Source organism: Acinetobacter sp. IRS14 (assembly GCF_034650275.1).
In the GTDB taxonomy this organism is placed as follows: Bacteria; Pseudomonadota; Gammaproteobacteria; order Pseudomonadales; family Moraxellaceae; genus Acinetobacter; species Acinetobacter oleivorans.
This window is the reverse complement of record NZ_JAOVFN010000013.1, coordinates 21,680-46,675: the sequence shown is the minus strand read 5'-3', so window position 1 is coordinate 46,675 and position 24,996 is coordinate 21,680. Positions and strand designations below refer to the sequence as shown.

The 24,996-nt window shown below is 33.9% G+C and carries 1 protein-coding gene (running past one end of the window); it reads right to left on the bottom strand.

Features of this window, described 5'->3' with window-relative positions; all coding sequences use genetic code 11:
• Positions 1-24,996, bottom strand: partial view of a CARDB domain-containing protein gene (locus ODQ17_RS12540; protein WP_322904011.1) — the 5' portion only. Its footprint begins 12,492 nt before the window's first position; only the first 24,996 of its 37,488 coding nucleotides appear in the window; the start codon lies at positions 24,994-24,996; the stop codon falls past the left edge of the window.

Genomic DNA, 24,996 nt, shown 5'->3' with positions numbered 1-24,996 from the left:
CGACTTCACAACGTCAAGTTGGAACTGTTGGCCTACCACTAAAGTACGGTTACTACTTTGAATTTTTGGTGTCTTATTCACATCAAGAACACGAACCTGTACAGTTTTGAGAACTGATGTTTGTCCATCAGTCACCATAAAGGTCAAGTCAAAGGCCTTCTGATCACCAAACTGGTTATCGACAATATTATTCGCTGGCGTCCACTCAACGTAGCCTGTCGTTGCATCAACATAGATATCTGCTGGCGTATTAGCATCATGTACTAATTGGTAGCGCAGAGCATCATTGTCACCATCTTGGGCCAATAAATTAAATGAAAGAGTTTCACCTTCATAAACCAGTTGTAATGGCAGGCTTGTAAATACAGGTTGTTGATTAACATTTGCAACCTGTATTTGGATATTGCGATTAAGTTTGGCACTACCATCGGTTACAGTTACGGTAAAGTTGTAGTTACCTAACTGACTGCTTCCCAAGCTGCTTTGTGCAGCAAACATAGATGGCAACCACTTCAATACAAGCTGGCTTTGTCCATTGCCTAATGCTTGAGTGGTGATATTGACACCTTTTGGTAAAGCACTAAAGGACCAGTAGAGTTGATCTAGATCAGCATCCTTAACCGTCATAGTCCATGTAAGCGGCTGTCCTTCTTGTGCTTGAAGAATAACTTGATCTGCTTGTTGTACAACACTTCCACCTTGTTGTACCTGCACATCGAGTAATTCTGGTGCAAGATTGGTTGCACGTACCACTATGCGAATATCTTGTGCAACTACATTTGGTACAGCGACAAAACCTTCTGGAACTGGATAACCTAAATCTTTTGGCGGTAAGCCCTGATCTGATACCTGAACACTTAAATCGTATTGACCTACTTGATTTGCCGTTGGTGTCCAAACAATTTCTGCATAACCATATTTCGCACTTTGAACAAGTTGTGCACCCGCAGGTAAACCCTGCACGATATAATTTAACGTGTCCTGATCTAAATCGGCTACAGTAATTGGTACACGTATTTGTTGCCCAACTACGGCGACGTTTCGTGTAGGCACACTGAGGTTAGGTGCTTCACTATAGCTTCTAACTGTAACGATAAAACTCTTACGCTCTACCTGTACTTGATTAATATCACCATCACCATTATCTCTTGCTGTCACGGTAATCGTGTAATCACCTCGGTGACTTGCTTGCGGAGCAAAACGGATTACTCCCTTAACATTACTACCCGACTGGCTTTGAGTATATGTAGCAAAGTTTGGTAAGCCTTCAATTTGTAATTCAATCGGATTACCATCTTTATCTGTTGCTGTAATTGGAATTTCAATCACAGCCCCCTTATCAACAATCACACTTTGAACATCACCAATTTCAGGTGTACGGTTCGCATTAAGTACGTTAATCGTAAAAGTACGTTCTGTAGAAAGTGGTTGACCAGTACCGTTACCATCATCAGTTGCGACTACTTTAATCTTGTAAATGCCTGATTGCTGGTAATTTGGATTCCACTCAATTTCTAGTGTTTCAGGGTCAAATGTCGCCCCTTCTGGTAAACCTGTTACCTCATAACTTACAGAAGCTGGAACATCAGACATTTGAACTGCTTTACTTTGCGGATGCGATTTAAAAGCAGGTTCAAATCCTGGATTATCTGGATCAAAAGCAAATATATTTAAACGAACACTTGCACCTTCGAGCACAGTCCATGTTGGATTAGATTCAAATTGAGGCGTAGCATTAACATTGTCGACTACCAAAGATAGTGTTTGCGTTGCAACTGTGCGAACAGGAATACCGCCATTAGTTGGGGTATATGTTGCCACTAAGCGAATTGGGATATCATAACTACCCGCCTGTGCATAACCCGGAGTCCATTCCAACCAACCGGTATCTTTATTTAAGACCGCACCATTTGGTAACCACTCAGCGCTATAGTTCAGTTTAATATCCTGACCAGCATACTGCATTAGTCCATGTGGTAAGCTTCCTGCTAACTGCAAATTAAAACGCTCACCTTCACGCAATTGCTGTGCTGCCACTGGCAATAACACAGGTTTTTCATAACCTTGTTTTACCGTAATATTAAACTGATAACGGCTTTCGTGTTTTCCATCAGATACAACTAACTCGATATTTTCATATTTACCGGCCTGATCATAAGCAGGTGTCCAAGTCAACATACCTGTAGTCACATCAAACTCAGCTCCAGCAGGTAAATTACGTACCACCATACTGATACGATCACCATCTTCATCTGCAGCCAATAACTGTTGACTGAGACTTTGTCCTTCAGTTAAGTCAATATCTCGTATGGTAGTAATAACTGGCACATGATTCGCGCCATCAACTTGAATTTTAAGTCGTTTAAGTGCAAAACCTCCGCGACTATCAACGACTTTGACCAGAATTTCGCTATCTACGCGATCTTGAGCCGTTGGTGTCCAATGCAAGTGCGCATGTGATTGATAACCTTGATCAGAAGCTTGCCCTGTAGTCCCAGCATCGATACTGACACCTTTAGGTGCTTCTACGATACTCCAGTAGAACTGTTTACCATCCTGATCAATGGCTGTTAAATCTAAATTCCAGCTCTCATTTACTTTGGCCTTGAGTTTAGTTTCATCATAACTAATTACAGGTGGCTGATTGTCATAAGGAAGTGCATAAATTTGGTGTGTCAGATCAAATTTTAATAAGCGAGCTGCATTATTAGATAATGCTAAATCTTCAGGTTTAACTACAGATACAGTAATGCCTGTGAGTTTCTCTCCAACTTTTAGAGATCCACCATGAGCCTGTAAATAGCTGCTGACGTCGAGTAACCATAATTCATTTTGGATGCCTTGCCCTTGCGTTGCCGAAACAACCCCACCATTAAAATAATGCCCTGGATCGAGTAATAACAGCAATGGACCTTGAATATTATCCTGACCGATATTAGTGATTTTTACATCATAACTCACTGTACCATTTAAGCGGTCTGCACGAGTTTTATCAAACTCAATGCTAACGAAAGCACTGTAATCGGTCACGGTAGTGAAAGCTGCGGTGTACACTCCCTCTAGGCGAGTTTGTTTTGCACTTTGCACATTGGATGACACTTCAAGACGCCATTGTCCAGCTGCAATATTTGGCAAAGTTAAAATGACACTATTGGTTGCGTTATCCCATCGCACAGACTCAGGAGACAAGACTTGATTAACATTTTTGCCCATCCCAACAAATCTGTAATTTGTTGGATTTAAAACACTCGCAATATCCGTACTATCATTTCCATTATTTCCTAACCACATTGCTTGATCGAAAGTAATAGTTGCATTAGCGAGTGGTAGTGGAATATATGCCCCATCCTGAATTGAACTTGCAGTAATGGTTGGTGCTTTAAGTAAGGCAATTTCATCAATGCGATTGGTTTGAGCAACTAAAATACGTTGGTCATGAGTAATCAGAATTGATTCACCACGAGAACCACCTTGAGCCAATTGAACCGCTTGACGTTTTGCCAAGCTAATCATCCAAACGGCGGCATTATCCAGTTTTGGCAACGACTTACTACTATTGCTTAATTGTTGGCTATTATTTGCAGAAGCAAATAACAAACCTTCAAATGCAGTGCCCTTTTGACCAAAGACTAAGCTATCAATTAATCCATTTAACGTATATTCAACTTCAGCACGACCTTTCGTTTTCCCAGTTAATGGCAAACTAATAATATCGGTTTTAGCTAAATGAGACAGAACATTGGCACTCGTCCAACGTACAGCCCATAAACGTCCATCTGGTGCAAAACTTAGATCTGAGACTAATGCATTAGAGAAGTGCGTCCATTGCTGTCCTTTTGGCGCATTAGCGTCAAAAATCTCAATACCATTTCCTGACGAAACATAAATACGATCAGTTTCAGGCTCAATTGTTAACGCATGTGTTAAAGGTTCATTAGCAGGACCTTTAATACGTTCAATAATCTGACCAGTTGAATAATCCAATAACCACAACTCTTGACCAGTTAATACCCATAGTTGGCCCTTAGAATCTAAGGCCATATCCATAATCGGCTGTTCAAAAGTATAGAGAGGTTTTTGTTGGGTTCCTCCATGCTCCCCATAAATAAACAGCTGATTACGATATTGCCCAGCACTGACTAAAATACGATGGTCAGGCAACTCAACCATGGCGAGTGCGCCTACTTCACCTTGGCTAGCATTAAAACCACTAGCAAATGCATTTAAAGTAAATGGAGATAAAACTGTATTTAAATCGGTGTTTTGATTTTTATCAGTTTGGCCCACTAAACCTTTTTGAGCCTCTGCAAAAATAGTGTTATTTAAATAACTACGATCTTGCGTTGCTTGAGGGATTTGAGCAGTTTGTTGTAATGCCTCATTACTACCAATTTGAGTTAGTAGTTGTTGACGTGAACCATCATCTGGAATTACTGCATTAGATACTTTAGCAATTTCCTGATTACCAGCCACATCTGTAGCAACTGCTAAAAATTCGTATTGGGTACCTGTTTGCCCTACAAATAGTAGCTCACCATTGGCTTGTGTCAGTTGCTTCTGCCAAATTTTAAAGTCCCTGCCATTTTCTGCAACATACAAGGTGACATGTTTAATGCCGCTTACATCATCTTGTGCAGACCATTTGACTTTGTAATGTACTTGATTTTCAACGGTACTTTGCTCAGATACAACCTGTACTGTAGAAACAGGACGTTGATTATCTAAAATATACGTTGAACTTTGGCTATCAACAGGTGGTGTATTATTTAGATATATACGAACTTGCGTGATAATTTCTTCATTAGATTTTGCTGTCTCCGCTGCTTGAATGGTATAACCAACAAAACCTTTGTTATTTTCACTCAATTTTAATAAACGATGTAAATTTTGAGTTGAGACTTCACCTGTATTTGGATCAATCGCTTGAATCAACCATGTAACAATATGGCTTGCAGTATCAACACCTGCACTGACTCGTAAAATAAAGCCCAAACTACCTGTAAAATCAAAGTCGCTGCTAAAACTACTACGGTTTTCTGGAACATGAATATTAATATCACCAATTTTCATATCCGTTAAACGTAGGCTATATGGATCTAGCCGCTCATCAATTGCTGTAACTAAACGGATTTCATGAAGTGACTGCTCTGTAGTATTTTGGAAATTCAGTTTAAATGGTAACGCCGTCTCGCTCGGGACATAGCTCTTACCATCAGTATGTGGCATTACTGATGGACCTTGTACATGTACTATATCTGTATTTACAGAAGCCATTTGCTGAAGATACTGACTCAAAGCAAGTGCTTGGGCGCCTATTGGGCGAAACTCACTATCCAATAAGCCTAAATGACGTAAATACTCTAATTGAGACCTATCCCCAGCAAAAATATTAAAATTGATAAAATGTTTATTGCTCTCATTATTTAAAATAAGATCTTCTTGAGTAATATTTTTAGGAACTGGGCTTAATACAACATTTCCTTCATCATCTATACGATATTCGGTATATTCAATTTGAGCTTTCGAAGCTTCTGGATCACCTGTTCGTTTAGAAGTATCACCATACCACTTTTGCATTTGTTCAAAGAAAGCCAATACGCTTGCTTTCGTTTGGAAATTTTCACCAGCTTTAGATAATAAAATGCCTGTTGCTAAATTTGCAGTAAGACTAAGGACTTGAATACTTTCTTTAACAGCTGGTGCCTGATTTTCAGGTCGTAATAATCCTGCATCCTCTAAAGCAGCTAACCAACCCTGTGTCCATTGAGCTTCATCTGCTGCTAATACTTTCAGACTTGTACTAGCAGAAGTATCTTTCAAAATTGCATCACGCATTTTCAACGCATGTTTGATTTGATCTTGAATAAATTCATTGCGGGTAATCGGAGTTGCCGCTGCAGCAATATTGAAGCGGAAATCTAATGCTAAAGTTTCTTTTTTAGTTAAGCGTTCCTTTGGATCTAAGAAGCGTGCTGTAAGTCCACGTTGAATATTATCTAGATCTGAAACTCCTCGATCTAATAGACCTTGTAATTTCCACTCTGGATGTATGATATAGAGTTGCTCACGTAACCCTTCAAAATCCATTTTCATCCATTCGGCTAAACCTGGATAAGTTTTAATATTAAAGGTAAATCCAGTATATCCAGCAGCATTAACATCAAAAGCATAGCCAGGTGCTAAGTTAATTCCAGAAGTATTTAATGTTCCATCTAGGCTTGCCCAAGGAATTTGATTAATTTTACTTTTATCTGTTGGAGTAACACCGTATTGCTGAGTATTTGCCTGATCACCAACGACTATACCTGACGGCTGTCCCCCTACATTTGAACCAAAAATTAAGAAAGGTAGATTTAGCCCTTCAATGAGTGATTCGTTATAACCCATCTCCACAGCACCAATATCTAGACGGACATATGGTGTATCAACATTGGTTAAACTTTGAAGTGAAACGCTATAAATACCTGTTTCACCTGGGGCGATTTGGCTTAAGCCACCTAAACCAATAGTGACATCTGGTTCAATCGCACGTTCAACTAAATAGTGATATGGCTCAACAACTCGGTCACCATTTGGATTAGTCACTATAATGTCATAGAGACCATGTGGTACTTGGCGCAAATCAAATATTGCACGAATATGTGTAGCATCTAAAACTTGCCAACGTTCTGGTTCAACTTCGTAAACGCCAGGACGGCTTAGCTTGACTAAAGCGCCAGCTGCAAATTGAGCACCATAAATATCCATGGTTACCCAACGATAGTCATCTGTACCTGTACCACCCTGATCTGGCGTCACTTTAGTAATAGAGAGTGGTAAAGTTTCCGCAAGAATTGTTGCAGCAGTGCCTTTAGGAGAATTGCTCGCTTTTACAAGAATATAATAAGTCCCCGCCTGTGTAGTTGGAATCATCAATTCCTGATCAGAAGAGTTAGGCACGCTATAAGCATAATCATATTGCCCTGCACTAGGTACGGCTTTGTAACGGATATACAGTTCCGTAGAGCCTTTCAATGCACTAGAGTCTAGACGAACACGAAGCGTTTCACCCTCTCCAACCTGAAGTTTATAAAGGTATTTATCGCCACTACTTAATTGCAAGTCAGTGCTGGTATTCAACAATAAGTTAGGAACCGTTACGCTAAAAGTAGTGGCTGAAGCTGTTTCGTTATTCGCTTCAGCAGGAGCAATGTTCAAACCGGTTTCGGTATAAACAATATCGCCTTCATATACTTCGTTATAAATATCTGAGCGAACAACAATGTACCATTGCCCATCCTGAATCATTGGTAAAAGTGCATCAACAAATCCAGTATATTGTTGATGAGCATCTAAACCACCTTGACGTGTAAATCTTCCCAACAAAATATCCTGGTTATCCCAGCTATTATTTCTAGACAGATATACCGCATCTGACCACTGACCATGAGCTTGGTAATCAGCTACATTTTTTACAGTGTATTCAATACGAACTTTTTCACCTGTTTTTACTTGTTTAGGCAATAAAACATCAGTGACCTGTAAATCAACTGGATCAGGTTGAATAATTAATAATGGTTGTTCAGATGTAAGCGTATTATTTAAATCATTTTCAAACTCTAAAACCTTACCTGTTGCACCATCTCTATAATAGGCTGGATCTGTTACTACAAAGACATAATATGTCCCTTTGAGTTCTGTAGGAATTTGCGCTTGAATAGAGGCTGAATATTCGGCATTTGTAGCCAATCCACCACTATGATCAACGAAACCTAAAAGTTTATCTTTGTTTAAATCTAGCACTCGGTCAGTAGATAAATAAATAAGATCAGTCCAAGCACCTTGATCCGAAGGTGTTTGTCCTCCAAGATTTTTGACTTTATATGTAATATCAATTTTTTGCCCTGAAATGACACTGGTTGGGCTAGTAACTTTTACAACTTGTAAATCAGGTGGACTAACATAATTAATTGTTAAAACAATTGATTTTTCATTATTCGCTTCGTCTTTAAACTCTAAAACAGCACCTTGATCATAATTAAATATCTTATCAAGTGTATCTAAAGATTTTCGAATACTTGAAGATACCTCTTTTCCACGAACATAGTTAGTATCTGCTTTGACAATAATATTAAAGTCTCCACCGATTGCCGATGGTATAGTAAAGGTAGCCGTTTGAGTATAGCTCTCACCAATTTTCAGAACATCTACTTTACCTTCCGCATTTCGAATAAGTGTTTGCTTAACTTTTAGGTTAACTTCAAATTCATTACCCCGATCAAATAATGGATAATCTGATCTATCAATAGTTTTATCATTTGATAGATAAATACCATCAAACCAAGACGATACACGTGTATCTCGACTACCTTCATTTTTAACTGTCCAACTGACTGTAACAGTATCCCCAGCATTTGGATTCGGATTAGAAATCTGAATATCTTTAATAACCAGATCGGGCTCACGGTAAATAATATTTAATGAAGTTGCAGAAAGGTTATTCTGAATACTATTCTTCTCAAATACAGTTCCTTGATAAAACTCTAAAATAGCATCATTATGAAAACCATTTAGAGCATCTCTTTCAAAATAAGGTTTAGCATCCAAATCTAATTTAGCGTCACTCACTACAAAAATATAATATTGTCCATCGTAGCCGACCGGTAGCTTAAATTGGCCAGTTGCAGTATAACGCTCTCCAGTCTTCAAACCTTGTGCATTAGAATGCTGCACAGCACCTATTAGCTTTGAATACTCCGGCATATATTCCGGATATGCACTGATAACAATATAATCATTCCAAGACCTTGTACCTGCCCAAACATCTGCGCCCTTATTTTCTACAGTCCAAGTAACATTAACAGCTTCGCCTGAAAATACTTGTTGATCGACCACAACTTGAGTAACAGCCAAATCTGAAGCTGATGCTGTTACCTGAGAAGCAACAGCAAACGTATTATTCTGTTTGTTCTTTTCTATTTTTGATTTGCCATTCGAGTCTTTTAAATCAGTTACATTGGTTTGTACAACTAACTGAAGACCAGTCACCGATGGCGCCAATAAAGGAATCGTCTGCTCAACAGTGTAAGTTTCCTTGTAACCTAATTTTCTCTTTTGAGAAAACTCACCTAACTTCCATTTTATGGTTGCTTTAGATAAGTCAGCTTGGTCAGCTAACCAAACTTCATCAGTCCATGAACCTTCAAACTCATCGGCTAGATTCTGAACCGTATAACTAAATTGATAACTGCCTGCAGCAACTGCCTCTCGAGGTGCCTGAATATCAATTACAGACAGATCTGGAGGTGCAAAACCTAAAATATCAATAGCTCTAGCTTTGAAGTTATTGTTATTTACCTGAGTTGGATCATCCAAATTGATATTTGTCGCAAGCGTATCTTCTAAAATTGCATCGTAAGTATCGCTCCAGACAGTAATATAGTACTTACCTGAATATGTTCCCTCAGGTATGGTTACTGTGACTTGCCCTAGATAATCTTCACCAACCTCAAGATGTCCTGTATGACGGATATCTCCTAACTTAATATCACCTTTTGATGGATTAGGTTGATGTTTATCTACAGTTAACCAAACACTATCTACCCAACTATTAATATTACTTTGATCGCCTTGAGTTTTTGCCGATCCCTTATTTGTCACCTTGTAGTCAACTGTGATTTTGCTACCATGACTTGCTTGATCTGGCGCAACTACATCACTTGTCACCAAATCAGCAAAAGGTATAGGTTCAATATAAAGCTTTTCTACTCGAATATTATTGTTTTCATTTGGATATTCATCTAAAGCATTACCAGAATCGGCTACCACAATAATGTAAACATCCCCTCTATAACGTAAAGGTACAGTAAATTCATCAGTGATAGTTGTATAACTCTGCGTAGGTGCTAAAGCTGCTCCACTGCTATAACGACCTACTAAAATATCATCTGAACTGAGATTCCCATCAAGCGATAAGTATACAGAGTCACTCCATTGAGTATTCGTCACTAAAGGACCCATATTACTTACTGTAAATTTTACACTTGCTTTACCACCAGCAATAACTTTATCTGGTGCTTCAATCGATGTAACTCGTAAATCTGGTTTTGGATTTAGGTTTATTTGTAAAATATCATCTGAAATTAAGCTATTATTTTGACGGGCGGTAGCATACTCATAAATTTGACTAGCTGAATTTTTACCTAGCTCAGCATTAGTGATAACTTCTAAACGCCACGCTCCCTCCATACGAGAAGGCAGGCGAACCTTTTCAGTACGGCTATAAGTCTTACCTGACTCTAAACCTTGAGTATAAGTATAATTACCTAAAGAAATTGCTGATTTACTACCATCGAGAGAAATCAGGCGAAGACTATCCGTCCAACTACCATTTGCATTCTTTGGACCTTGGTTAGTAATAGTCCATGTAAACTCAACTTCTGAACTTTCAGTTGCCATATCTGGTAAAGTAATATTTGTTACAACAAGGTCAGGATATTCAGCAAGTTGTATAGGAATAGCTAAACCGGTTTTTTGGTTATTATCATTATAAATAAACTCAAATACACTATGACCAACATTCGTACCGACATTTAAGTAATAATTTCCTGACAATCCATCCGGTAATGTAACTGTAAGCGAGTGTTCATAACTATCACTCGCTGCCAAATAACCTAAATGTTGAACTGAACCAAGATCCCATAATTGCCCTTTTCCATCTGCCTGACTGCTTAGCCATACATGATCTAACCATGAATCTTTGTCTGTAATACCAATACCGTTATTACTTACTGACCATCGAACAGTTGTAGATGAACCACTGATCAACTTTTCTGCATTATCAATTGATAATGAAGTTAATTGTAAATCAGCATAAGCTTTTGGCATTACATCAACAAGATGATCGAATTCCACTGTATTATTCGATTCGAGATCATTTTCCCAAACTTGCTTTAAGCTATCTGTTTGAACAAAAACGTGACCATGTCTAGTAAAATTAGGACCAAAACGATACTGAATAGACGAGGTATAACTATTGTTTTTTTCCAAAGTCCCATCATGTACAACTTTGCCTAAAACAATATCATCCGAATTGCCAATAATATCGTCAGTAGAATAAATAACCGTATCTGTCCAAGTCGTGTTTAATCCAGTGCCTGTTCCAATATTAGACACTGTCCACTCAACACTTAAAGAAGCAGGATCACCAATAACTTGGGTTGGAGCCTTAATATTGCTTACGATCAAGTCTGCATATTCTGCTTTAGCAATCTCTAGACTTTGCTGATATTGATTATTTTGTTCAGCATTGTATTCAAAGTTTTTATTGTCAGCATCAGTGACAATAAGTAAACGCCAACGCCCAGATAAACTTTCTGGGATTTTATAATTTAAAATAGACGAAATAGATTGTTGACTCTCTATTGCTGAGTGAACTACTTCACCAATTTTAATATCTTTATAATCAATCACATCATCAAGTGATAAATAAACGATATCTTTAACCTGAGCAGCTTTTGTAGTTCCCTGATTATACGTTGTCCATGAAATATCAATATTTTGTCCACCTTGTAAAACTCCTGTTGTTTTTACATTACCAACAACAAGATCAGGACTCACAATTTCAATGTTTTGTGTACCTTGATGGCTTACTAAATCTAGCTCACGAACATAATTATTAACATCAGAAATAACTTCTAAACGCCAAGCTCCTAAACTAAGCGCAGGTACATTTATCGTCATTTGCTGTGTAAAGCTATCTCCTTTTTGAATGCTACGATTAAAAGAAGGCGTTGCTAACGCATAAGTTTGACTTGGGTTTGTAATATTTACTAAACGGACACGATCATATACAAAACCTGTAAAGTCAGCTGTCCCCATATTCGTCAATGTATAGGTTAATTGAACCTGATTTCCAGACCGCCACTGGCTCTCGACTGAAATATCAGATACTTGAATATCTGGAAGCTTTTCCGCTTCTAAAGCAATTGATTGAGAAACAACAATATTATTTTCAGTATGGTCTGGCTCATATACAGCGCCATAACTATCTGTTTTAACAAATAAATAATATTGATCAACATTCCCATTCAAAGCAAAATCTAGATATGCTTGATAAGCATTTCCAACAGCTAGACCACCCGTATGTGTAACAGAACCCAGCACACTTGCACTTGAATCAAAAGATGATTTAGTTGAAATATAAACTGTATCCACCCAACGATTTACATCTGTTGCTAAAGTTCCATTATTTGTTACTTTCCAGGCAATACGTCCAGATTCATTTTTCCCTAATACTGTTGGAGAAGAAATAATTTCAGGACTAAGATCAGAATAAGTTCTAACAACATTAAACTGAGCAGAAATTGCCTGATTGTTCGCTCTAGTATCTGGTTCTTTAACAATTTGATTAATATCGCTTATTACAGCAATATAGTAGCTTCCTTCAAGACGAGCTGGCATAGTAATCGAAGCTTTTTGCTGGTAACTTTCGCCAACATTTAAATCTTTCACTCTATTGTAGCTAGCCAAAATAATATCGTCAGCATTACCAATGACAGAGTCACGACTTAAAATAATACGATCGACCCACTGGCCCTCCGCGGCTTTATCGCCACGGTTTGTCACAGTCCATTGCACTTGAGTTAAATTACCCGCACCAATAGTTTCTGGAACAATAATTTGAGATACTGCTAAGTCAGCATACATTTTAGGCGATGAAATAAATGCTTCAGTCGAGCTATTATTGATTTCTGCATTATTTAATGCATTTACTTCATAAATAATTCCTTGGCCAGTAATATTGCTATCTGCAACGACCTCAATAACAAATTGTCCAGCACCTGCCACTCCTTCCGGCATAGTGAAACTGAAACTACGATTGCGCACTTCACCAGCTTTAATTGGCAAAGCATCTTGACCATTAAATGCCACAGCAAAATTTAATATGGTTTTACCGATGCTACCATCTGTATTTCGCGCTCGAATAATAATTCGATCTTGAAAGTTTGTTGGGGTTGTAACACTACCTTGGTTCACATCCTGCCATACCACTGTCACACGTTCCCCTGCTTGGATTTGCGGCTGTAACAGTTGGATGTTCTTAACAACTAGGTCTGGTCCTGCGACTACTTCAATCATTCCTTCATTGTCATTTTCTAATGAACCACTTTGGTTAAATTCAGAAATAGTATTAAGAGCATCTACTTTGACTTTTATAGCGAATTGCCCAACAGCGTATTTATCCGAAGGCCAAATAAAATTAAATTGACGTTGAGTAGAGTTGCCTTGCTCTAGGGTTTGATTAGAGATAAGAAGATCTTTACTAACAACAACTGTTCCTGTTGTGAGATTGATAATTTCAATTTTCTCTACCCATGATCCAGTCGCTGGAGCCTGTCCAGAGTTTTTAACCTCCCAATTTAAAGTAACTGAATCGCCCGCCTGCCAGTTAAGTGCAGGTGACAGAGAAATATGTTCGACAGTTAAATTAGGATAAGCTCTTAATTCACTTTTAAAAACGTAAGATGTTTGATTGTTTTTTCTTGATTCTACAGTTTCATTTTGTTGATTATAGACATCTGCTTCAACTATAACCTCAAAATCTCCAGCTCCTGAAATACCTTCAGGCAACTTAATTTTAGTAGTACGCGTAATAGATTGATTAGAAGATATAGAACCATCATTCTGTTCAGAATAAGGCACTAGACTCTCTGCAATAATCTCTCCAGTAGTTTTATTCTTGATCAGAACTCGATCTGTAAAGTCACCAAACGAACTATTATTACCAATATTTGCCAATATCCAGTTAATTTCTAACTGGCTTCCAGATTTGATGGTTTCACGGTCACTACTCTGAACAGTTAAATTTTGAACAGAAAAATCAACTTTTGATGCATTATTATTTAAATCAATCACAATTGGGTTTGATGGAGCATGAACATATACCGCCATATGGAATGGTAGTTCAATGTCATAACGATCTAATTCATCAAATAATATGGTGTACTTACCCGAGACACTAGCAACAAATTCAGACCCCAAATTATTTAAATCATTTCGTGATATTGTTTGCTTACGACCATAAGGATCAATTACGACTAAGCTAGTAAGATAGTTTTGTTTCCAGACTCCATTGAAATAGCCATATGTTTGCGTAATCAACTGATCAAAATCAATAAACACTCTATCGCCAGCATCCACATCAATCTGATATGAAAGCATTTCACCTTCTGGTTTAAGGCGGCCTTCTACTGCTTGACCACTTTCAATCTGCTGTACTTGAGCCAAATTGAGGAGTTTAAAACCATATTTTTGCTGCACTAAACTTGTCGTTTTAACCTTAACTGTATAGCTACCTACATTTAAAGTGAATAATGAAGCATTTATATTATTAGAATAATTCGAATAAACAATACTTCCATTATAATCAGCAATTGAAATCTGCACTTCTGGATCAGTTAGAGTTAATAAATCAAATAATAGATTAGACTTTTCATTTATATTTAATTGATATGTCACTTCCTGTTTATCTGGATTTAATATACCTGTTACGTTTTCATTAAAACTTAGTACTGGTAATTTTTTCAAATCGACATGATCTATCTGAAAGGACACAGAGCCTGAATACTGGTAATATTCAGAACTATATCCTGTAGATACATCATCAAAAACAATATAATAATTTCCAGAATATTTAATATTAATTGGTTGACTATCTAAAGATGCATCTAAATTAACATCCGAAATATTTTGACCATATTCGTTTATGATTTTATATTTTGGCGCAGTTCCAGATATATTACCTAGACTATTAAACTGTAGGACTTGATTCGCGTCTGCATAGAACTTATAAATACGATCAGCAGCTGCATTTTTTGAAAAACCTAATGAAACTGACTGACCAAATTGAATTTCTTTTGCTTGTGAGCTTAAATTTACCCATTTAAAATCGATATAATCATTATTATATCTCTTTAAAATCGTATATTTATACTTACCTGCTTTAAGAAAATATGCTGCATTAAAGCTAGTCCCTAGTACTCTAGACTGTAAATCTATTAAAGTCACTTGATCATAATTTGAAGCATAATATCCAGAAGTTGTCCGATCTAAATAGTACAGACCATCAGTTTTTACATCTAGATAGAAGTCTTGGGTTGTACCAGCAGTTAGACTTCCAGACCAACTTTCTGTTGAAGTTGCATTATCAGGTATTAAAATTTGCTCAGAAAATTGAGTAATAGGATGAATGAAGCCACTTTGACGGCTTAATACAACAGTATTTAGCCCAGTATTAGAACTATAAGTATTTTTTCCAGTAATCGGGTCGTAGTGATTATTCTCACTTCCACTAAATCCAATATAATAAACACCAGTTTGCTCAGCAGTATATGAACCTGTGCCACCAGTACTATAAACACGATTACCAGAAGAATTAAAAATTTGAGTTAAGAAACCATAGTTTGAATAAGAATCTATATTTAATTTTTCACCCGCAACTAGCATAATTTGGTAAAGATCAACATCTTTATTTGCATTTATACCATTACCAATATTAGTCTTAATTTCAAGTTTAGTACCTGTCTTAAAATTCAACTCTTTAGCATTTTCAGTAGTATCACCTACATCATCACTCATTAATTGATTTAATTTGCTACGAGTGAAATTTAAGACTTGCTTATCAATTTTAGTTTTATTAACAATTTTAAGATAATAAATACTCGTAGAGGTAGCGCTATATTGCAGTTCACCTGTAGAGCTAATTGCAATTTCACTACCTGCTACATCGAGTAAAGATAGACTTCCTTGTAAGTCAGAAAGCTTAAGACCAAAAACATCACCCTGAGTTAAAACAAATCGATATAAGTAAGGTTGTTCAACAACTGGTTGTAACAATTCTGTTTTAGATTGCGTTGGTAAGTATAGTTCATAAGCCGTAGCAAGACTTTGACCAGCTTGATCGTATTGATCTGCCTCATGTACAGAAGCCCTCAACTTCAAATAACTAGATTGTGAAGTATTAGAGTTTAATCTTAAGGTATAGTTTCCTTCAAAGAGATAGATACGACTACTTCCATTAATAGCAGGCAAATCACTACGGTAAAAAAGCTGTTCTTTAGTTTGATTTAATAGTCTTAAAGAAATATTTGAATGACTAGAAGATACATCACTAAGATCCAGCCAACCCTCTTTAGTTATACTAAAGGTATAATCTATCTGATCAAATTGAGTTAAAAATGAAGTTGCAATTAATTCACCATATTCTAACTGCCGAGTAGTATTCAATACTGGTAAAATTTTAATATTAAAATTATCAACAGTATTAATATTATAGTCTCTACCAATAACAATATAATATTTATCTGCTAATGCAGTAAAAGCAGAAGTATTATAGTCATTTCCTGACTGTAAAACCTGTCCATTTATATCAACTATTTGATACCAAAGATTTGTAGATGACAAAAAATCAAGGCTATATTTTTGGTCAGCAATAGTATTAAGCTGTAAGAATTTAAATCTCTCATTTTCTTGCAATGTTAAAGAAATATTACTTAAATCAGAAATTTCTTGAGCTTTTTCAATATAATCAATTAATTTAAATGAATACTTAGGTGTCTGCGTATTTACTCCTTTAAATACTAAGTGATAAGTACCAGCTGGTAAATATTGGATTGAATAAGCATTTGAATCAATCAGAGAACCATCTTCTCTTAAAATATTAAAGATTGTTTGCCCTAATGTAGCATCAACAATAAAACTTGTTGCCTTATCAAGCTTCAGATCATAGTAGTGAACATCTCCACCATTCATAATTTGACCAGAAATTTGCTCACCAATTTGAATTGCTTTTCTTACTTCAACAGGTTTCGTAATTAGTATTGAAGTCTCTCGTTGTGTAGTTTGTAGCACTCCAAAAACTAATAAAATATATTGACCAGATTGAGTTAATGTATATTTAACAGCACTATCATTATTATCATACTGATAAGATGATATAACTTTTTTCCCTGAAGGGTCATATAACTCCCAACGAATATATTGATCAATTTTTCCAATATTTCTTAAATCAATTAGCCAAGAATCACCAGCTACACCAGAAACACTCTGTACATTAGCTTTGCGGCTATTATTAGCACTTATAGTAAATGGATGTTCAAGGTTAAAACTTGGAATATTTGAATTCAATAAATCAATAACTTCCAAAGAGTAACTAGCAGGATAATTATTATAATTATAAATAATTATTTCATAATCACCAGCATCTAAATTAATAGCTTCTGTTTCATTAAAAGTAAAATTAGAATTAACCAAAGGACTTTGAGAAGATTTTTTATAAATAAAAATTTGCGAAGAATAATCATTTAAATAACTATTTATTTTATATAAAGAGTCCTTTGTAATAGTAAAATTATATTTCTGCAAACTATTACTCTTAATGGAAACATTAGAAACAATCTCACCTACAGTTAAATTCAAATACTTATCTTTACTATTTAAAGAAAAAGAGACACTTCCCGTATAATCATCGTTATAATTAAATGCTTGTAGATAATAAGTGCTTGTTTCTTTTACATCAAACCAACCATTATAACCATAATAACTACCAATCTCTTTTACAACATTTCCTTTTTCATCATAAATAATAAATCCAGAATTATAGTTAGTCTCAAAATCATAAATTCTATTTTTATCAAAAACAGCCTTAATAATATTACCAGGCAAGCCCTGATTAATATTAATAGACATATTAGAACCAAAATTAACATCTAAAAAACTATTAGTTATAAGTGTTTTAAAACTAATTTCACCAACAATATCATTCGGCTCATTATTACTTTCAACTAAAAGAGTATAGTTACCAGTAGATAAAATATAAACACTATGACTTAATTTCACAATCAAACCATTACTATCTATAATTTTATATGTATTACTCGAACTATTAGTCGATTGATCTATAATTTTTAAAGCTGTCATTTTATCAACAGTAAATGAATATTTACTTTGCTGCTCAAGCCCTACAAATTGATCATTTACAGTAGTATTTAAATCGATAACTTTTGGCTGTGAAACTTTCTTTTTAATTAAATCAATTTTAAAAACAGCCTGAGTATTGCCTAAATTTTCAATTAACAATATATATTTAGAATTTAGGCTATTTTTAGGTAACGTTTGGTACAACGATGAAAGAGTACCAGTAGATATTATAATACCATCTTGACTATATAAACTAAATTTCAGGTTAGATATATTCTGGCCAGATGTATTATAGTGCAACCAGTATTCAGTATTACTCTCAATAGATAAATTAAAGAATTGATAATCACCTTTTGTGGCTAAACTCACTGATGATGGTAGATTTTGTTCAATATTTAAGAAACTACTTTGCTCTTGCAAAATAAACTCAAAATTATTTCCGTCAATTTTCCCATAGAACTCAATTTTATAGACGCCTGTTTTAAACCAGAAATCTTCTAATCCTTTACGATTTATGTCATTCAAAATTCTTGGAGAACCATCAAACAATAATCCTGATGGACCAGTAATTTTAATATTATCAAAAGCATTTTTTATAAAGTTAAATGAGATAAAACTATCTTCTTTTAAAGCAAAACTATACGAGATACGATCATCTAATTCACTACTATTTTTACTAATTTTCTGATTTACGCTAATTATCTCACTTTGAACTGGCTTATGGATTAAATCTTCTTTATTCAATGAAAACTTAACGCCAGTTTGCTTCTCAGAACCAATGTTCATTGCTGAAATATAGAAAAATGGCTGTGTTTTTAATAACTCAATTGGATTATTATCAATTCTCGTTCCATCTTGAGTCCAAAAATTGAATTCAATACCATAATTTTCTGATATAGTTTTAAAGGTAAAACGGTTATAGTTATCTGTATAAGTAGCAAAATAGTCTTGAGAGACTTTATATAAAACTGTCTCACCTAGCTCTAATTGCTCAATAATAGTTTCCTTATTAACAAGTAAATTATTAGCTTGGCTAGCCGATAAAATTTCAAAAGAGGTGTACCCCGTTTGCCAACCAGCATTAGAAATGAGTTTATAAGTACCCTTCTGTAAATGTATCATTTCTTGCAAGCTAAAAGCACCATAATCAGTATTGAATTCACTTGCATGGATAGGCCCTCTATTTGCACTATCAGACCCAAGACCTACCAGACTATAATAGAAACTTTCAAAAGCAGAAATTTTAATGAAATAAGTTCCAGCTTCTTCAACATTTAAAATAGTTTCCTGTTGCTGATTTTGAAAATCAAATTTTTCATCAAATTTTAAGGCTGTATTATAATTAACTGTAAATTGCTGCTGCCTTTCAGTTTTATAGAAATCTAAATTTGCTTCAACTCCGTTAAGATTTTCAACAATCAACCAATATTTTTTATTATGCTCAAGTAAAGGTAAGGATAAAGTTCTATAATAATAATCAGACATTATAATTTGACCATTTTCTTCCACCAACTTCAACAAAAAGCTTGCATATTCAGAATTATTATGACCAGGAAAATTAATAAAATATTGTAAGGTACTATCTGCAACGAATTCATACATTTGCAAACTATCTTCTGAAACAGTATTATGCTCAACCAAATCAATAGTTTTATTTTCGTCAAACTTATTAAAATTAATACTTATAGCACCATCAGAATCGGGAATATAATCAAAGTAAATTTTAATTATATAATTACCCTTCTCAAATAAATACAATTTATTACTTGAATCCGATAATGAGTTAACAGCATACTCATCACCATTAATTAATTTAAAAAATTGATATGAAACACCTAAATTTTTATCAATATTAACAGAGAATAATCTTTTATCATCAACATTAAATTCAAATTCAACACCATCATAGAGATCGTTGTAATCAATTATGTTGTCACGATAAATATCAATGTATGGCCTTTTATTTACCACAGTAAAATTAATATTCTCAATAATATCAGGGGATATATTAGTAATGCTTAAGTATATTGCACTCGACAATTGTTTTTGTTTTAAAATAATATCAAAAACGCTTTCGATATTAATATAAGAACCAATAAAATCTCCATTATCAGACCAAAAATCAATTTTTAGCCTAGAAAAATCACTAAGAGCTTTGAACGATAATTGTTCGTCTAGATCAACAGATAGTTTATAAAAAACAGACTCATTTTTAGCAAGAGAATTTATATTAATAGAATTATCTTTTAATAATTCATTTTCTATAGATATTGAAGAAAAAATACTAAACTTATAATTAAGAGCTTCGTGATTACTATTAGCAATTGCTAAAAAATAGACTCCTCTTCTTAAATGTAAACCATCCAGTGATTTAATACTATTATATTGAACTCTTGGACCTAACAAACTCCAGTTTAATAGATTACCTTGCTGTAATTGGTTAAGAAAATACAAACCATCTTGCTTGATCTCAAGTGTAACAATTTGAAAATCTTGATTAACATCAACCTGCCCATCCAAAATTAGTTCTTGGCCTGGTTCAACCATCTTTTTTGAAATGACTGAAATACTATTGTTTAAATTTTCTGTTTCTTCAAGTAAAACTATCGGATTAACTAAATTTTGATCTGCTGCACTCCATATCACCAACTTATATTTCTGAGAAAAAACAACAGGTCCTAAATCAGTTGACTCAGATGTTAGCTGACCAGAAAACCATTCAGTGCCATCCATTGTTAGCAAACGGATTTGAATATTACTTACATCATTTAATAGCTTTATACTATAACTTTTTGAATTAGATACATTAAATTCATAAACTTGATAAGCAACACTACCAATTAAATCAACTTCAGTATCCTGATTTAGATTAATTAATTGAGTTTGACTATCATCAGATATGTTCAAGTAAAAATCATTTATTGAACTGTTTTCTACCGTATTAGTTAATTCAAATTCTAATTTATACTTACCAGATTGTAGCCATAGAGTTTGATAAGCCATTCCACTGATATTATTAACATATTCAGCAGCCCCTGAATAAACCTCTCCATGTGTATCAATTACTTTAAAACTTTGATAGTTTTTACTTAAAAATTCAATGGTTATGAAACCATCATTTACGATATCAAATGAAAAGAATGGTTCAACATCTGAACTCGAGTAATTGAATTGTAACTCTTGATTGATATCAATATATTGATATTTGGGTTCTACACCAAACTTTAACCCACTAACTTCATTACTAGATTTGTTATATATAGAAAAATACAGATAATCTAAGTTATCTTCCACATTTAACGTAAAATCATTATCAAATGATTTATATAACTCTCCATTTTCATTAAAAATTTGAATAGTTACATTTGGATTATTAATATAATTTAACTTAAAGTCTTCATAAGAACGTGTAGCTAATTTCAACCAAGAAGTTTGATTAGCTTCAAGAGTAGGAACAATTAATTCGGAACCTACCTTTTCCAGAACTGGAATATTAGCAACTGACTGAAGGTTGAGCTTAGCTCTAACATCGTTGTTATCCAACGCTGTTAAGTAAACTTTATGCTTTCCTTTAGTCAGCGCAAAGGATAGCACTTGATCGTTAGACTCTTCACTATTCTGTGATCCGATTGTTTGATAAAAATTTTTTTCATCAAATCGAAAGTTCAACGAACCTGTATAAGTCAAATCAAAAAAGTATAGACCATCAGCATCAACATTAATCTCAAATTCCTGCTCTCGTCCAGAAGACAAATTAATGAAATCCATAACAGTAGAATCATTAATTTCTACTTTTTTAGGGAATGAACTTAAACGAAAGTTCAATTCGGAATTTTCATTATTGGTTGATTCTATAATTAATATATAGTCATCTATTAAATCTTTTCTGTTTAAGTAAAAATTATAATTCGAAAGTTTGCCATCAAATAGTGTAAACCCATCTATACTTAAGATCTTAAAGTTGTAATCCTCAGAATATTGACTCGCACTAATTGAGTAATCATGCTCCTCATCCATACTAAAATGGTAGACATCCGCTTGTGATGAAAGCTCAACTTGTCTTGTAATATTTTTATCTAAAGTTTCAAACTGACTAACATCTCTTACTTGAAAAATAAAATTACTATTTTTTATTTTATTTTTAAATTCAATGTAATATTGCCCTGCAATTAACCACCCTGCATATATATTAGTTTGATTTAATAAATTTTCCCCTTCTGGACCTACAATTAAAACTTCTTCATATACATTCTTTAAAAACTCAAAACTAACAAAACTATCTTTTTCAAGTTTAAAGTCATAATTAATATTTCGTGGTAAATCTTTAGCAAAATCTTCTACAGTTTGTCCTAAAGAGATTGACTTAACAACGTTTACTAGCTGATCATGTTTAATTGTATTGACTTTAAAAGAAATATTATCAATAGCTTCTACCAGACTATCGTTTGCGATAGTTATATAGATTTTATTTTGCTCATAATCTTGATAAAAATTGGTATTATCTGTTAAATAATTAGAAAGAATTTTTCCATATTGATCCCAAACTGTCATATTCAGATCAGGATTTGCTGTATTTAGTTGAAAGCTATATTCATCTAGAATTCTTGAATCTAATTGGTAAGTAATAAATTGACCAGGTCGTAAATGTTCTACTGTGTAGTCCTGACCTGATTGAATTGGAGCTGCTAATTTACTGGAAATGAAATCTAGACCAAAACTTCCGACTGAATCATAGTTTGAAATAGAAAGCTTATAAAAACCTTTTGTTAAATATACTGCTTGTACTATGTTATCTCCTTTTTTAACATTATTACTCCACTCTAAATTTTTTAGTCCAGGTCCATTTAAGTTCCATTTTGTATTTACCTGTGTTTTTTCAGGATAAATAAAATATGTTCCAGACTCCGTGACATTCAACTCTACGTCATATGTCTGAACAATGCTATCAAACTTATATTCTATTTTTTTACTATCATTTAAATCAAGTCTATCTTCTTTTGAATTTGAAAGTCCAATACTATACTCAAAACTATTCACATTTTTTGACGAAGATTTAATCCAAAGATAGTACTCTTCATTTAAATTTATTTTCTGTTTGATTAAATCAAGCTGATGAATATTAGTATCTAAAATTAGATTCCCATAACGATCAAGCAAATATACTTTAGGAATATCTGTAGTAGTTAATTTTATATCTACAGTTATCGTTCCTTTAATTGATTTTCCATAATTACCAGAATTTTCATAATTTGGGTTGTAATATCTATTACTTTCTGAACTAAATGCTAAGTAATATTCACCATCTGCACTAAATGTATAAGAAATTGCTGAATTACTAGTTTGTACTAACTCTCTTCTATTTATATCAAAGATTTTTAAAAATCCCTGTATTTCAGTACTACGTGGTACTGATATATTGATTGTGTTACCCTTTTTCACTTGGAATTTATAAAAATCAACATCATTATAATCCGTTTCGTTATCACCAATAGTAACTTGTAATCTTTCTGTTTTTAAAATATCAAGTTTTTGTGCTGTCCAAATCGAATCTCTCACATCATCTAACTGATTGTCACTTTCAATAGCCGATTTATACTTTATTTTTAATAGTACGTTTTGATCGATACCTTTTTCTGGTTTACTATTAATATTATAATTATTATTATCAGTTGTACTGATACCTATATAATATAAACCATTCTCAGTCACATTAAAGCTTAAGCTATTTGCTTCAGCTTTGACAATCTCATTACCATATCTATCAAAAATTCTTATGAGTGTATTAGATTGTTCTTTTTCAAGAAGTAATTTATCATCTTTGTTTAGCTTTAATTCAAATAAATCATAGCTACTTAATGCGAAGTGACTGTTTACTAACTTCTCAGTGAAATTTTCTAAATCAATATTTTTAGCATATCCAATTTCTGAAATATATCTTTCAGAAATAAGTGAAATGAGTTCATTACTCCCACTGTTAATTTTTACAAATTTTGACTCAGTACCAATATTATTTAATATCAATCCTTTATTGTTTTCATCAATAAGATCATCGACTTTAGAGTTTGTTTTTACAATAAATTTAATTTCACCAGCTGTAATATTTAAGCTATTTATTTCTAAAGTATAAGTGCCTATTTTTAAAAACTTGGGTACTGCTTTACTTTTACTTTCTAATGTAATGAGAGATGAGAAAATAATATTTGAACTTTCATCTTTAATAGACCATTCTGTATTTTTTAATCCTTCTGTAATCTGATCAAATACCACCCATTGATCCTGATCTATTTTAAAATTAAATTGCTTTGACTCAAATGGTTTATTAAAGTTTACTGTCTTTTCTTCATTTATATTTAATGATGAAATTTCAGGCTTTAAAACATGTAAAGTAAAGTTACCTTCTAAATTACTATAATGAGTACTACTATCTATAGATAACCAATAAGAACCACTTTTTTCTGCTACAAATCCTTGACTATCATTTGTAGTTAAACGATTTTTGACTAATTGAGCATTATTATCAAAAATACTCCATGTTGCATCATTAATATGACTTTCAAAAAATATACGATCTCCTGCTGCCACATCTATTTGATATAAAACAGCTTGACTTACAGGATTAAGATTCAGATGTGTCTCTTGATTTGGCTCTAATTTTATAGCACTTTCTTCGCCAAATAATCTAAATTTATAGTTTCCAACTTGATCATTATTACCATCAATAGTTAGTTTATATGTATCAGGAATAAGCTCTAAAAATTTATGGCTATCTTGATTTAATTCAATTGCAGAAAAATTTTTACCATATTCTTTACCTTGCAATGACCAGTTAAAATTTTCACCTTCTACACCATCAAAAAAGAATTTTGTTTTCTCTTTAATAACAAACTCATATTGTTTTTGTTGACCTGGTTGATCAATAGCTCCAGTAATTTCTTGTATTCCTGGCATTAAATCTGCAGAAAGCAAAAGTTTTGGTTCAAGTTGTTCAACTGTCCACATTTGCTCTTGTGCATTTGTATTCGTTTGTTGTTGGCTCAT